Annotated in this window: 14 protein-coding genes and 1 tRNA gene; 10 read left to right on the forward strand and 5 right to left on the reverse strand. The window is 61.1% G+C overall.

The features are described from left to right. Window positions 1-107 precede the first annotated feature (107 nt). Complete coding sequence (locus BMZ70_RS04365) at window positions 108-956, reverse strand: enoyl-CoA hydratase/isomerase family protein (protein ID WP_092270388.1); 849 nt, start codon at window positions 954-956, stop codon at window positions 108-110. A gap of 2 nt (window positions 957-958) precedes the next feature. Continuing rightward, window positions 959-2,161, reverse strand: coding sequence for an acetyl-CoA C-acetyltransferase (locus BMZ70_RS04370; RefSeq protein WP_092270391.1), 1,203 nt, complete (start codon window positions 2,159-2,161; stop codon window positions 959-961). A 78-nt stretch (window positions 2,162-2,239) separates the two neighbouring features. On the opposite strand from BMZ70_RS04370, the gene BMZ70_RS04375 reads away from it, so the two are divergent. The 4 genes from BMZ70_RS04375 to BMZ70_RS04390 all read left to right on the forward strand — a co-directional run bounded on the left by BMZ70_RS04375 (window position 2,240) and on the right by BMZ70_RS04390 (window position 5,400). Continuing rightward, complete coding sequence (locus BMZ70_RS04375; protein ID WP_092270394.1) at window positions 2,240-3,922, forward strand: isovaleryl-CoA dehydrogenase; 1,683 nt, start codon at window positions 2,240-2,242, stop codon at window positions 3,920-3,922. A 35-nt stretch (window positions 3,923-3,957) separates the two neighbouring features. Further along, the gene (upp, locus tag BMZ70_RS04380; protein ID WP_092270397.1) at window positions 3,958-4,608 is read left to right on the forward strand and encodes a uracil phosphoribosyltransferase; all 651 of its coding nucleotides are present in this window, start codon (window positions 3,958-3,960) and stop codon (window positions 4,606-4,608) included. Then, entirely contained in the window at window positions 4,609-4,962 is a 354-nt protein-coding gene (locus BMZ70_RS04385) for an Hpt domain-containing protein (RefSeq protein ID WP_092270400.1), read from the forward strand. Window positions 4,963-5,196: 234 nt separating this feature from the next. Then, window positions 5,197-5,400 carry a cold-shock protein gene (locus BMZ70_RS04390; RefSeq protein ID WP_092270403.1) on the forward strand — a complete coding sequence of 68 codons (204 nt, stop codon included), beginning with the start codon at window positions 5,197-5,199 and terminating at the stop codon, window positions 5,398-5,400. A 57-nt stretch (window positions 5,401-5,457) separates the two neighbouring features. On the opposite strand, the gene BMZ70_RS04395 is transcribed toward BMZ70_RS04390, so the two are convergent. Further along, complete coding sequence (locus BMZ70_RS04395; protein ID WP_092270406.1) at window positions 5,458-6,366, reverse strand: LysR family transcriptional regulator; 909 nt, start codon at window positions 6,364-6,366, stop codon at window positions 5,458-5,460. 189 nt (window positions 6,367-6,555) lie between these two features. On the opposite strand from BMZ70_RS04395, the gene aceB reads away from it, so the two are divergent. Further along, window positions 6,556-8,154, forward strand: coding sequence for a malate synthase A (gene aceB / locus BMZ70_RS04400; protein ID WP_092270409.1), 1,599 nt, complete (start codon window positions 6,556-6,558; stop codon window positions 8,152-8,154). On the opposite strand, the gene gloB is transcribed toward aceB, so the two are convergent. Next, window positions 8,155-8,961, reverse strand: coding sequence for a hydroxyacylglutathione hydrolase (gene gloB / locus BMZ70_RS04405; protein ID WP_092270412.1), 807 nt, complete (start codon window positions 8,959-8,961; stop codon window positions 8,155-8,157). It lies immediately after the preceding gene. A 20-nt stretch (window positions 8,962-8,981) separates the two neighbouring features. Here gloB and BMZ70_RS04410 point away from each other — a divergent pair, with 20 nt between their 5' ends. The 4 genes from BMZ70_RS04410 to BMZ70_RS04425 all read left to right on the forward strand — a co-directional run bounded on the left by BMZ70_RS04410 (window position 8,982) and on the right by BMZ70_RS04425 (window position 11,062). Then, entirely contained in the window at window positions 8,982-9,746 is a 765-nt protein-coding gene (locus BMZ70_RS04410; RefSeq protein WP_092270415.1) for a class I SAM-dependent methyltransferase, read from the forward strand. Continuing rightward, the gene (rnhA, locus tag BMZ70_RS04415; RefSeq protein WP_092270418.1) at window positions 9,739-10,179 is read left to right on the forward strand and encodes a ribonuclease HI; all 441 of its coding nucleotides are present in this window, start codon (window positions 9,739-9,741) and stop codon (window positions 10,177-10,179) included. Before BMZ70_RS04410 ends, rnhA begins: the two co-directional genes overlap by 8 nt. 33 nt (window positions 10,180-10,212) lie before the next feature. Beyond that, a complete protein-coding gene (gene dnaQ, locus BMZ70_RS04420; RefSeq protein WP_092270421.1) occupies window positions 10,213-10,938 on the forward strand; it encodes a DNA polymerase III subunit epsilon in 726 nt (241 codons plus the stop codon). A gap of 49 nt (window positions 10,939-10,987) precedes the next feature. After that, window positions 10,988-11,062 (forward strand) — tRNA-Val (locus BMZ70_RS04425). Between the two features lie 180 nt (window positions 11,063-11,242). Here BMZ70_RS04425 and uraH read toward each other — a convergent pair. After that, the gene (uraH, locus tag BMZ70_RS04430) at window positions 11,243-11,653 is read right to left on the reverse strand and encodes a hydroxyisourate hydrolase (RefSeq protein ID WP_092270423.1); all 411 of its coding nucleotides are present in this window, start codon (window positions 11,651-11,653) and stop codon (window positions 11,243-11,245) included. A gap of 213 nt (window positions 11,654-11,866) precedes the next feature. Between uraH and BMZ70_RS04435 the strand changes: the two genes are divergently transcribed. Continuing rightward, on the forward strand, window positions 11,867-12,145 hold the full coding sequence (locus tag BMZ70_RS04435; protein ID WP_092270426.1) for a DUF6447 family protein: 279 nt from the start codon (window positions 11,867-11,869) through the stop codon (window positions 12,143-12,145). The last annotated feature ends 3 nt before the right edge of the window (window positions 12,146-12,148 follow it).

The raw sequence follows: 12,148 nt of genomic DNA on the forward strand, positions 1-12,148 counted from the left end.
AAAACCATAACGAAATGTATCACTGATGAGAAACAAATTGCATGAAAAATGACAACATTACAGCGACTTTTTGAGAAATCTCTTGAGATCGTTAAAAAAACCGTCGCTCAGAGTGAAAAACCGCCTTTTCGTTGCGCTGGATTGATGGCGGTTTGGCAAAAATATCGGCTCTCGATGCGCAGTGCATTGTCGAAATCCACCTGCATGCTTTCGACCATTGCACAAAGTACCGCTTCGGCCGCCGGCGACGGTCCGTTGGCGCGCTGGCGCAGTTGTGCCGGAGCGGTCAGCAGCAGGGCCCGCACCGGCGCGGCATCGAGCCCACCGCCGGGCAGGCGGTAGTTCTTGTGCTCCCAAGGCTGCGCGGCGATTGACTTGTCCTGGACATTTGCCGCGAGTTCCGCATCGTTGGTGGCGATGGCGTGCAGCAGGCCTGCCTCCAGCGCTTGAGCGGCGCTCAGCGTCGTGCCTTCCAGCAGCAGCGGCATCGCTGCCTGCAGTCCCGCCAATCGCACGCTGCGAACGATTTCGCCGGCTACCGGCGCCAGTCCCTGATGTACCTGCGGCAAGCTGAAACGTGCGTCCGCCAAGGCGATGCGGCGATGGCAGGCCAGCGCCAGGCCGAAGGCGTGGCCGCTAATCTCGCCGGCCAGCGTGGCGATCACCGGCACGCCGAGGTTTTCCAGCCGGCGCAGCAGGGCGTTGTAGGCGTCCAGCATGTGCATGCAGTCGGCCGCCTGCGCGGGCGTCAGCGCCATCAGGTGATCGAGCTCGTGGCTGCTGCCGGCCGGTTCGGCGTCGAAGCCGATGATGACCGCGCCCAGCTGCGGCCGGCGCGATTCCAGCTGGTCGAGCAGGGCCCCCAGCTCGCGCTGGAACAGGCGGCTCAGCGGATTGATGTTGCGCGCCGCCAGCAGCACGCTGACGTTACCGCCGTTCTGGTGGGTGGTGATCATGCTCACACCCGCTCGACGATAGTGGCGATGCCCATGCCGCCGCCCACGCACATGGTCACCATGCCGCGCCGCAGGTTGCGCGCTTCCAGTTCGTCGAGCAGGGTACCGAGCAGCATGCAGCCGGTGGCGCCGAGCGGGTGGCCGAGCCCGATGGAGCCGCCGTTGACATTGACCTTGTCCTCAGGGATTTCCAGCTCGTTCATGAAGCGCAGCACCACCGAGGCGAAGGCTTCGTTTACTTCGAACAGGTCGATATCGCTGATCGACAGGCCGGCTTTCTGCAAGGCCTTGCGCGCGGCGGGCGCCGGACCGGCCAGCATGATGGTCGGCTCGCTGCCGGTGACGGCGGCGGCCACGATGCGGGCGCGCGGCTGCAATCCGATGCGTGCGCCAGCCGCCTTGCTGCCGACCAGCGCCAGCGCCGCACCATCGACGATGCCGGACGAGTTGCCGGCCGTGTGCAGGTGGTCGATCTTTTGTAGCTGCGGGTACTGGCGCAGCGCCACGCTGTCGAAGCCGGTCTGGCCGAGCGCGGCAAAAGCCGGCTGCAGGTTTTCCAGCCCATCCATCGTGGTGTTGGGCTTGATGAATTCGTCTTCGGCGAGGATGACCACGCCGTTCTGGTCGCGCACCGGCACGATGGAGCGGAAGCGGCCGGCGGCGCGCGCGGCGGCCGCCTTGTGCTGCGAGCGCAGCGCGAAGGCGTCCAGCTGTTCCCGGCGGTAGCCGTCCAGCGTGGCGATCAGGTCGGCGCCGATCCCTTGCGGGACGAAGTTGGTTTTCAGGCTGGTTTCGGGATCCTGCGTCCAGGCGCCGCCGTCCGAGCCCATCGGCACGCGCGACATGGACTCGATGCCGCCGGCCACCACCAGGTCTTCCCAGCCGGAGCGCACTTTTTGCGCGGCCAGGTTGACCGCATCCAGCCCGGAAGCGCAGAAGCGGTTCAGCTGCACGCCGGCCACTTTCCAGTCCCAGCCGGCGGCCAGCGCGGCGATCTTGGCGATGTCGGCGCCTTGCTCGCCGATCGGCGTGACGCAACCCAGCACCACGTCGTCGACCAGTGCGGTGTCCAGCTGGTGGCGCTGTTGCAGCTCGCCCATCAGGCCGGTCAGCAGGGAAATCGGCTTGACGCTGTGCAGGCTGCCATCCTTTTTGCCCTTGCCGCGCGGGGTGCGGATGGCGTCGTAAATATACGCGTCGGTCATGCGGTCTCCTTGTTGTTATGCGATTATCATAGGATATTGTTCAACAAAACAAAAAACAGCGGTTTGAACGGAGACAAAATGCAGCCTTTCGATACCCACGAAGTGCGCAATACTGTTGCGCCGTTTGCGAATATCAACCTGTTTGCGGCCGATCCGGCCTTGCAGGAAGCCTTGCAGCGCGAAGGCGCGGGCGATGCGGCCGCCTCGCTGCACGCGCTGGGCGCCGAATTGGGCAAGGCGGAAACGCTGGACCTGGCGCGTATCGCCAACCTGTACACCCCCAAGCTGCACAATTACGACCGCGAAGGCCATCGCATCGACGAGGTGGAGTTCCATCCGTCCTGGCACCAGTTGATGGGGCTGCTCATCGGCCACGGTACGCACTCCTCGCCGTGGCAGGGCGGAGCGGGCGCGCAGGTGGCGCGGGCTGCGCGCTATCTGTTGTTCGGCCAAGTGGAAAATGGTGCGCAGTGTCCGGTCACGATGACCTACGCTTCGGTGCCGGCGCTGAAGCAGGCGCCGCGTATCGCCGCCAAATGGCTGCCGAAGATCCTGTCCAACGACTACGACCCACGCTCGCTGCCGGTCGAGCAAAAGACCGGCGCCATCATCGGCATGGGCATGACCGAGAAGCAGGGCGGTTCGGACGTGCGCGCCAACACCACGCGCGCCGAGCCGGTGCCGCCGTCGGAAGCGCGCGCTCTGTTCGGCGACGACGGCGAGGAGGTGTTCCGCATCGTCGGCCACAAGTGGTTCTTCTCGGCGCCACAAAGCGATGCGCACCTGATCCTGGCGCAGACCGACGAGGCGGGCAGTGCCGGGCTGTCGTGCTTCTTCCTGCCGCGCTACCTGCCCAACGGCGAGCGCAACGCGATCCGCGTGCAAAGGCTCAAGGACAAGCTCGGCAACCGCTCGAATGCATCATCGGAAGTGGAGTTCACCGGCGCCTACGGCTGGCTGATCGGCAAGCAAGGGCGCGGCATCCCGACGATTCTGGAAATGGGCGGCTATACCCGGCTCGATTGCGTGCTGGGCAGCGCCGGCACCATGCGCGCCGCGCTCACGCATGCGCTGCATCACGCGCGCCGCCGCGTGGCGTTCGGCCGACCTCTGGCGCAGCAGCCGCTGATGCAGAACGTGCTGGCCGACCTGGCGCTCGAATCAGAGGCCGCCACCGCACTGGCCATGCGCCTGGCGCGCTGCTTCGATGAGGTCCACGATCCGGCCCAGGCCATGCTGGCGCGCGTGCTGACACCGGCCGCCAAGTACTGGATCTGCAAGCGCGGTCCCGGCTTCGGCGCCGAGGCGATGGAAGTCATCGGCGGCAGCGGCTATGTGGAAGAGAGCCCGCTGGCGCGGCTGTACCGCGAACTGCCGGTCAATTCGATCTGGGAAGGTTCGGGCAATGTGATGTGCCTGGATCTCTTACGCGCATTCGCCAGGTCGCCGGAAGCGCGCGATGCGCTGGCGGCCGAACTGGCGCTGGCCGGCAGTTCGGATATCTTCTTCGTCGCCTATCGCACCACCTTGCTGGCCGATCTGGCGCAGCAGCAGCCCGATGAATTCAGCGCGCGCGTGCTGGCCGAGCGCGTAGTGTTGGCGGTGCAGGCGGCGCTGTTGCTGCGGCACGCTCCGGTGTATGTGTCGTCGGCCTTCGTCGCCTCACGTCTGAAGCGCGAGCCGGGCGGCGCTTACGGCCGCTTGCCACAGGGCCTGGAGTGCGAGGCGATTCTGGCGCGGGCGTTGCTTGAGTCAGTATAATGCGCTGTAAAATCCATCTAAAAAGAGCATAAAGAATGAAACAAGATCCGCGTTTTCCTAACCTGTTCATCACCGACCACCCGCTGATCCAGCACAAGCTGAGCCACATGCGCGCCAAGGACACGTCGACCCGTACCTTCCGCGACCTGCTCAAGGAAATCACGCTATTGATGGGTTACGAGATCACCCGCGACCTGCCGCTGACCACCCGCACCATCGAAACCCCGCTGATGACCATCGACGCGCCGGTGATTGCCGGCCGCAAGCTGGCCATCGTGCCGATCCTGCGCGCCGGTATCGGCATGAGCGACGGCCTGCTGGATCTGGTGCCGTCGGCCCGCGTTGGCCACATCGGCGTGTTCCGCGATCCTGAAACGCACCAGCCGGTAGAGTATCTGGTGCGCCTGCCGGACACCGTTGAACGTACCTTCATCCTGTGCGACCCGATGGTTGCCACCGGCAATTCCGCCGTCCACGCTGTCGACGTGCTGAAAAAGCGCGGCGTCACCGACGATCAGATCATCTTCCTGGCGCTGGTCGCCGCGCCGGAAGGCGTCACCGTGTTCCAGAACGCGCATCCGAACGTGAAGCTGTACTGCGCCTCGCTCGATTCGCACCTGAACGATCATGCCTACATCATCCCTGGCCTGGGCGACGCCGGCGACCGCATCTTCGGTACCAAGTAAATGGCGACGCCCGTCGACCCCGACTTCCGCGCGCGGCTGGCGGCGCTGAACGACAAGTTCGCCGCCACCGTGCCGGGCACGCTCGACAAGATCCGTACTGCGCTGGCTGCGTGTCTGGCCAGCGGAGAGCCGCCGTCGCAGGATGCGCTGCACCAGCTGCATGAAGTGCTGCACGGCGTGGCCGGATCGGCCGGCACCTTTGGCTTCACCGTGTTCGGCCAGGAAGCGCGCCGCATTGAGCAGATGGTGCGCGGCGTATTGAATACCGGCGAAAGCTGGGCGCCGGTGGTGCCAGAAGTGGAAAAATTGCTACAGTGGGCTGCTCGCGACGCCAAATCAAGCCAATACGATTGATCTAGCTCAAAGCATGCGGTATTTTGTTGTCTACCATGACACATATACCCGGATGCGAACGGTTTCTACCAAAAAATGCGACGGTTTGCATTTATTTTCGTGAAAACGTGCTTTTCTCTCGTAAATGGGTATAATGCGGGATCGTTTAGATTCAAGAGTAGTGCAGTATGTTCTTTCTTGCCTCAAAAACGATATCACGGGCGCAAGCCCAAATTAACTGAAATAGGAATTGTAATGGCAACTGGTATCGTAAAATGGTTCAATGATTCGAAGGGTTTTGGCTTCATTACCCCTGACGAAGGCGGCGAAGATCTGTTCGCTCACTTCTCGGCGATTCAAACCGCAGGCTTCAAATCCCTGCAAGAGAACCAACGTGTTTCTTTCGAAGTAACCGCCGGCCCTAAAGGCAAGCAAGCTTCGAACATTCAGCCTATCTAATACGCTGGATCTAACGATCAAGAAATCCTCGGAGTCCGAGGATTTTTTTTTGCCTGTCTATTTTGCTTTGCGCCAGTAATCGGGCAGGGCGTAGCTGTGGCGCAGGAAGTCGACGAACGCCCGGATCCGCAATGGCAGGTGGCGGCGTTGCGCAAACACCGCGTAGATATCGTTGCCCGGCGCCGCATAGTCATCCAGCACCGTTTGCAGCTTGCCGGCCTCGATCGCGCTGCCCACTTCCCACATCGAACGCCATGCCAGCCCTTTGCCGGCCAGCGCCCACTCGTGCAGCACCTGGCCGTCGTTGCAGGCCATGTTGCCGTTCACCTTCAACACCACGTTCTTGCCGCCCTCGCGGAAGGTCCAGCCGCGCTGGCTGCCTTCGCTGCTGATCGCCAGGCAGTTGTGCTTGCTCAGGTCGGCCAGCGTTTCCGGCTTGCCGTGGCGTTTGAGATAGGCTGGCGAACCGACCACCACGCGCTCGTTGTCGGCCAGCTTGACGCTGACCAGGCTGGAATCGGACAGGCTGGCGATGCGGATCGCCACATCGATGCCTTCGCCGACGATGTCCACCACGCGGTCGCTCATATTGAGCGTGACCGTGACATCGCGGTGCTCGGCCAGGAAAGAGGGCAGTAGCGGCGCCACATGCTGGCGGCCGAAGCCCGCAGGCGCCGAGATCATCAGGTGACCTGTGGCATGCGCGCTACGTTCCGACACCGCCGATTCCGCTTCTTCGAGCTCGGCGAGGATGCGCTGGCAGTCCTCAAGGAAGGCCGCACCCTCGTCGGTCAGGGCCAGTTTGCGCGTGGTGCGTTGCAGCAGCTTGACCCCGAGACGGGCCTCCAGCGCATCCAGCCGCCTGCCTATCATGGCCGGGGCAATGCCCTCGGCACGTGCAGCGGCCGAGAGCGAGCCTCGCGCCACCACCTCAACAAAAGTAGAAATCTGCCTGAATTGCCCCATGAATCCCTGTCTCCGTCACTTTTTACAAAAACGCATAGATGAAGTGATTTTTAATCTTGTTTGCATAACTAACGAGTGAATATACTGTAAAACAATTCAGTGTGTAACTGAGCCGATACACTAAAAACACTGCACCGCAACAAGCATATAATTAGCTGATTCGTTGACATTTTTTTACGGAGACCACCCATGACGCAGTCCACTATCACGCTGCCAGCAGGCATGCAAATCACCGGCGACATCAAGCCGGGCTACGAAACCATCCTGACGCCGGACGCGCTGTCGCTGGTGGCCAAGCTGAGCCGCGAGTTCGAGTCGCGCCGTCAGCAACTGCTGGCGGTGCGCGTGGAGCGCGCCAAGCGCCTGGATGCCGGCGAGCGCCCGGACTTCCTGAAAGAAACCGCTCACATCCGTAACGGCGACTGGACAATCGCGCCGATCCCGAAAGCGCTGGAATGCCGCCGCGTGGAAATCACCGGCCCGGTCGAGCGCAAGATGGTCATCAACGCCCTGAACTCGGGCGCCGACAGCTACATGACCGACTTCGAAGATTCGAATTCGCCGAGCTGGGACAACCAGATCACCGGCCAGATCAACATGAAGGACGCCGTGCGCGGCACCATCTCGCTGGAGCAGAACGGCAAGTCGTACAAGCTGAACGAAAAGACCGCCACCCTGGTGGTGCGTCCGCGCGGCTGGCACCTCGATGAAAAACACGTGCTGGTGGACGGCAAGCGCATCTCGGGCGGCATCTTCGACTTCGCGCTGTTCATGGTCCACAACGCCAAGGAGCAACTGGCACGCGGCGCCGGCCCGTACTTCTACCTGCCGAAGATGGAATCGCACCTGGAAGCGCGCCTGTGGAATGACATCTTCGTCATGACCCAGAATGAGCTGGGCCTGCCGCAAGGCACCATCAAGGCCACCGTGCTGATCGAAACCATCCTGGCCGCGTTCGAGATGGACGAAATCCTGTACGAACTGCGCGAGCACAGCTCGGGCCTGAACGCCGGCCGCTGGGATTACATCTTCTCGTGCATCAAGAAGTTCAAGCTGGACAAGGATTTCTGCCTGGCCGACCGCGCCAAGGTCACCATGACCGCGCCATTCATGCGTTCGTATGCCTTGCTGCTGCTGAAAACCTGCCACAAGCGCAACGCACCGGCGATCGGCGGCATGGCCGCGCTGATCCCGATCAAGAACGATCCGGAAAAGAACGAAATCGCAATGGGCGGCGTGCGCAACGACAAAGCGCGCGATGCGACCGACGGCTACGACGGCGGCTGGGTGGCGCACCCGGGCCTGGTGGACCTGGCGATGGCCGAGTTCAAGAAAGTGCTGGGCGATAAGCCGAACCAGATCGACAAGCAGCGCCTGGACGTGGAAGTGCACGCCGAACAGCTGCTGGACTTCAAACCGGAGACGCCGATCACTGAAGCCGGCCTGCGCTACAACATTAACGTCGGCATCCACTACCTGGGCAGCTGGCTGAACGGCAACGGCTGCGTGCCGATCCACAACCTGATGGAAGATGCGGCCACCGCCGAGATCAGCCGTTCGCAGGTGTGGCAGTGGATCCGTTCGACCAAGGGTGTGCTGGATGATGGCCGCAAGGTCACCGCCGACATGGTGCGCGCGATGATTCCTGAAGAGCTGGCCAAAGTGCAGGTCACCGCGCCGGACGGCAACACGCCAGCCTACCCGCGCGCCGCGCAGATCTTCGAACAGATGTCGACCTCGGAAGCGTTTGAAGAATTCCTGACGCTGCCGCTGTACGAAGAGATTTAATTAGAAGTCATTCTTCCATAAACGCAGCGCGGTGAAGGTGGCAAGCGGCGTATCGATCCGATCGAGACGCCCGGCCTTCACCAGCTGTTCCGCCAGCGCCGGCTCGCGATAGCGCAAGAAGGGATTGGTCGCCTTCTCGAGGCCGATGGTGCTCGGCACGGTCGGCAGATCGTGCTCGCGCTTGTCCGTTTCCACCTTCACCCGTTCCTGCAAGGCCACATTGTCCGGATCCACCACGCGCGCAAAGCGCAGGTTGGACAGCGTGTACTCGTGCGCGCAAAACACTTGCGTGTCGTCGGGCAGCGCGGCCAGCTTGCCGAGCGAGGAAATCATCTGCGCCGGCGTGCCTTCAAACAGGCGGCCGCAGCCGCCGGCGAACAGCGTGTCGCCGCAGAACAGCCAGGTCGGCTGGTCGTCCACCGGTTCGCGCACGTAGGCGATATGGCCCATCGTGTGGCCCGGCACATCGAGCACATTCAGCTTCAGCGCCATGCCCGGCACCTCGATGGTCTTGCCTTCGCCCACCGGCAAAGTGACCGCAGCAATGGTCTCGTTGCGCGGGCCGAAAACAGGAACCTGATAATGCTGTAATAATTCAGGAACGCCGCCGATGTGGTCAGCGTGGTGATGGGTGAGTAGAATGGCGGTGAGCTTGAGTCCATTCGCCTGCAACGCCGCCAGAATTGGCTTGGCGTCGCCGGGGTCGACTGCGGCGGCATGTGTGCCATCATGTATCAACCACAGGTAGTTGTCGCGGAATGCCGGTACCGTTAAAACACTGAGAGCTTGAGTAGAAGATATGGTCATTGGATCGCTAAAGGCTAAGCATGGATAAGGCGGGGTCGGAGAAATCCATTATAGCGCTGGAAGGCTGGCTGCAAACGCCCGCAGGTGTGTACATGCGTGCGTGGGAACAAAGCTGTCTCGATAATTTAACAGCCGATATCTTTGGCTTCAACGCGGTGCAAATCGGCATGCCCGAAATTGATGCATTGGCTGCCAGCCGCATGCCCTACAAACTGATGGCCGACCGCAAGACCCACACCGGCCGCAGCATCGATGTTACGCTCGATTACACCGAACTGCCGTTCGCTACGCAAAGCGTGGACTTGATCGTGCTGCCGCACGTGCTGGAATTTTCCACCGATCCGCACCAGGTGCTGCGTGAGGTCGAGCGCGTGCTGATCCCGGAAGGGCAGGTCATCATCTGCGGTTTCAATCCGGCCAGCCTATGGGGTGCGCGCCACGTGCTGCGGCGCGTCGGCGGCACCTCCTTCCTGCCGCGTACCGAAGAGTTGATCTCTATGCCACGCATGAAAGACTGGTTAAAATTGCTGAATATGAGCGCCAGCCAGAGCCACTTCGGCTGCTACGCGCCAGCCTGTCGCACAGAAAAGTGGCTGCATCGCTACACCTTCATGGATAATGCCGGCTCGCGCTGGTGGCCGTATCTGGGCGGCGTCTACGTCATACAAGCGGTCAAGCGCGTGAAAGGCATGCGTTTGATCGGTCCGGCATGGACCAGGAAAGCAGCGGCCGCCCCGGTGGGCGTGCCGGTAACGAACAAAAGAAGAGAGCAGCAAGATGGATAAGGTCGAAATTTTTACCGACGGCGCATGCAAGGGCAATCCCGGCCTGGGCGGCTGGGGCGCATTGCTGGTGGCCGGCGAGGCCGAGAAGGAAATCTGCGGCGGTGCGCGCGACACCACCAATAACCGCATGGAATTGCAAGCCGTGATTGAAGCGCTGAGCGTGCTGAAGCGGCCATGCAACGTGGTGCTGCATACCGATAGCCAGTATGTACAAAAAGGCATCAGCGAATGGATCCACGGCTGGAAGGCGCGCGGCTGGAAAACCTCGACCAAGGAGCCGGTCAAGAACGAAGACCTGTGGAAGGCGCTCGACGCGGCGCAGCAAATGCACACCGTGGAATGGCGCTGGGTGCGCGGCCACAATGGCCATCCTGGCAACGAACGGGCCGACATGCTGGCCAATCGTGGCGTGGAAGTGGCGCGCGGCCGCTGATATACTGCGCTCTGCAATTAATTACGGAACACTATGCGCCAAATCGTCCTCGATACCGAAACCACCGGTATCAACCCCAAGCTGGGCAACCGCATCCTGGAAATCGGCTGCGTTGAACTGAACAACCGCATGCTGACGGGGAATAATCTCCACTTCTACATCAACCCGGAACGGGAGTCGGAAGAGGGCGCGCTGAACGTCCACGGCCTGACCACTGAATTCCTGAGCGATAAGCCGAAGTTTCGCGAGATCGTCGACCAGCTGCGCGAGTACATCCAGGGCGCCGAAGTCATCATCCACAACGCGCCGTTCGACCTGGGCTTCCTGAACCACGAGTTCAAGCTGCTGAACCTGCCGGACTTCACCGAGCACATCGGCGGCGTGATCGATACCTTGGTGCAGGCCAAGGAACTGCATCCGGGCAAGCGCAACTCGCTGGACGCGCTGTGCGACCGCTACGGCATCTCCAACTCGCACCGCAAACTGCACGGCGCGCTGCTGGACGCGGAATTGCTGGCCGACGTCTACCTGGCCATGACGCGCGGGCAGAACAGTCTGGGCATGGATGTGGAAGAGGAAGTGGTCAATGTCGGCGAGCTGCTGGAGCCGGTGGCGCTGGCCGAGGTGATTTTCGTGCCGGCGTCGGCAGACGAACTGGCCGCGCACGCGGAAACGCTGGCGGGGCTGGACAAGGCGGTGAAAGGCCAGTGCATCTGGACTGCAGCGCTGAATCCGCCTGCGCCGCAGGAAGCTGCATAATCGGTACTTGCACTTTTCGGGGGCGGGCTCTATAATGCTCGCACTCAACGGGAGGTTAGCTCAGGGGTAGAGCACTGCATTCACACTGCAGGGGTCGCAAGTTCGAAACTTGCACTTCCCACCAGAATTCAGAAAAAGCCGATCTTTAAACAGATCGGCTTTTTTGCTTATGGTGTACATTAATCTTCGCAAGATCCGTGACTTTCAAAGCTACCCGGCACTCCGAGACCGTAATTTCCAGCAATAGGGCGGGCTGCTCCAGCTGCTGAATCGCTGGTTTTTTGCTTTACGCGGCGACGCCACGTCAGTTACCGCGATATGTCGAATAGCCATACTGGCTGAGCAACAACGGTATGTGATAATGCTGCACGCTGCCGTCGGCATTGAAAATGACCGGAATTTCAGGGAAGAAGCTCTTGCTGTTGTGCTCGGCAAACCATTTTTCGGTCTTGAATGTCACGCGATAGACGCCCTTGCCAATCTCGGTATTTTTAGGGAAAAGCTCTGCAATACGGCCTTGCTCATTCGTGACGCCGCTATTCAGCAGTGTCCATTGTTCACCATTGCGCTTTTCAAGTGTCACGACCACGTCTGCCGAGGGCAGACCATCCACCAGATTTAACACATGCACGCTGAGTGGATTGGCCTGTGCGCTGGCGATCTGGGTAAAGCTGGCGAAGGTTATTCCCGCCAGCATGGTTTTGATGAGATGCATTGATTCCTCCGTTACTTTCGTGTGCCATCTGAAGCTTGGCATTCTAAAAGGCAGTCGGCTCAGGAAGATCACGTTTCTATCACGGTTTTATAACGATTCTGTAACGGTGCGATCGAGCGCAGCCTTAGGTCAGGAAGCGTTGCAGCGCGAACGGGGAGGACATACAATTGCGGCCGTCGGGTGTTCTATGCCCTTATTTGAACAAGGAAAATAATGAGTCTGCCGCAATACGTCACGATCAATGGAACTTCGTATGCTTCGGAAAAGCTGAGCGCTGCCGCCAAGGCACAGGCCGCCAATGTGCAGGTGGTGGATGCAGAACTGGCCCGCTTGCAGCAGCAAATCGCGATCGCCCAGACCGCGCGCAATGCCTACGTTGCGGCGCTGATCGAGGCTGTCAAAGGCAAGGGCGAGGCAGTTGCCGCCGCCGTTGAAAAACCAAAGAAACCACGCGCCCCGCGCAAGCCTAAGGCAGTTGCCGAGGCCAAGTGATCC

Origin of the sequence: Duganella sp. CF402, assembly GCF_900109645.1 — a bacterium.
In the GTDB taxonomy this organism is placed as follows: domain Bacteria; phylum Pseudomonadota; class Gammaproteobacteria; order Burkholderiales; family Burkholderiaceae_D; genus Rugamonas.

Excerpts from the sequence above, each read along its gene's own strand:
- BMZ70_RS04365 (WP_092270388.1), bottom strand. The coding sequence starts at position 956 with ATGATCACCACCCACCAGAACGGCGGTAACGTCAGCGTGCTGCTGGCG.
- BMZ70_RS04370 (WP_092270391.1), bottom strand. The coding sequence starts at position 2,161 with ATGACCGACGCGTATATTTACGACGCCATCCGCACCCCGCGCGGCAAG.
- BMZ70_RS04375 (WP_092270394.1), top strand. The coding sequence starts at position 2,240 with ATGCAGCCTTTCGATACCCACGAAGTGCGCAATACTGTTGCGCCGTTT.
- upp (WP_092270397.1), top strand. The coding sequence starts at position 3,958 with ATGAAACAAGATCCGCGTTTTCCTAACCTGTTCATCACCGACCACCCG.
- BMZ70_RS04385 (WP_092270400.1), top strand. The coding sequence starts at position 4,609 with ATGGCGACGCCCGTCGACCCCGACTTCCGCGCGCGGCTGGCGGCGCTG.
- BMZ70_RS04390 (WP_092270403.1), top strand. The coding sequence starts at position 5,197 with ATGGCAACTGGTATCGTAAAATGGTTCAATGATTCGAAGGGTTTTGGC.
- BMZ70_RS04395 (WP_092270406.1), bottom strand. The coding sequence starts at position 6,366 with ATGGGGCAATTCAGGCAGATTTCTACTTTTGTTGAGGTGGTGGCGCGA.
- aceB (WP_092270409.1), top strand. The coding sequence starts at position 6,556 with ATGACGCAGTCCACTATCACGCTGCCAGCAGGCATGCAAATCACCGGC.
- gloB (WP_092270412.1), bottom strand. The coding sequence starts at position 8,961 with ATGACCATATCTTCTACTCAAGCTCTCAGTGTTTTAACGGTACCGGCA.
- BMZ70_RS04410 (WP_092270415.1), top strand. The coding sequence starts at position 8,982 with ATGGATAAGGCGGGGTCGGAGAAATCCATTATAGCGCTGGAAGGCTGG.
- rnhA (WP_092270418.1), top strand. The coding sequence starts at position 9,739 with ATGGATAAGGTCGAAATTTTTACCGACGGCGCATGCAAGGGCAATCCC.
- dnaQ (WP_092270421.1), top strand. The coding sequence starts at position 10,213 with ATGCGCCAAATCGTCCTCGATACCGAAACCACCGGTATCAACCCCAAG.
- uraH (WP_092270423.1), bottom strand. The coding sequence starts at position 11,653 with ATGCATCTCATCAAAACCATGCTGGCGGGAATAACCTTCGCCAGCTTT.
- BMZ70_RS04435 (WP_092270426.1), top strand. The coding sequence starts at position 11,867 with ATGAGTCTGCCGCAATACGTCACGATCAATGGAACTTCGTATGCTTCG.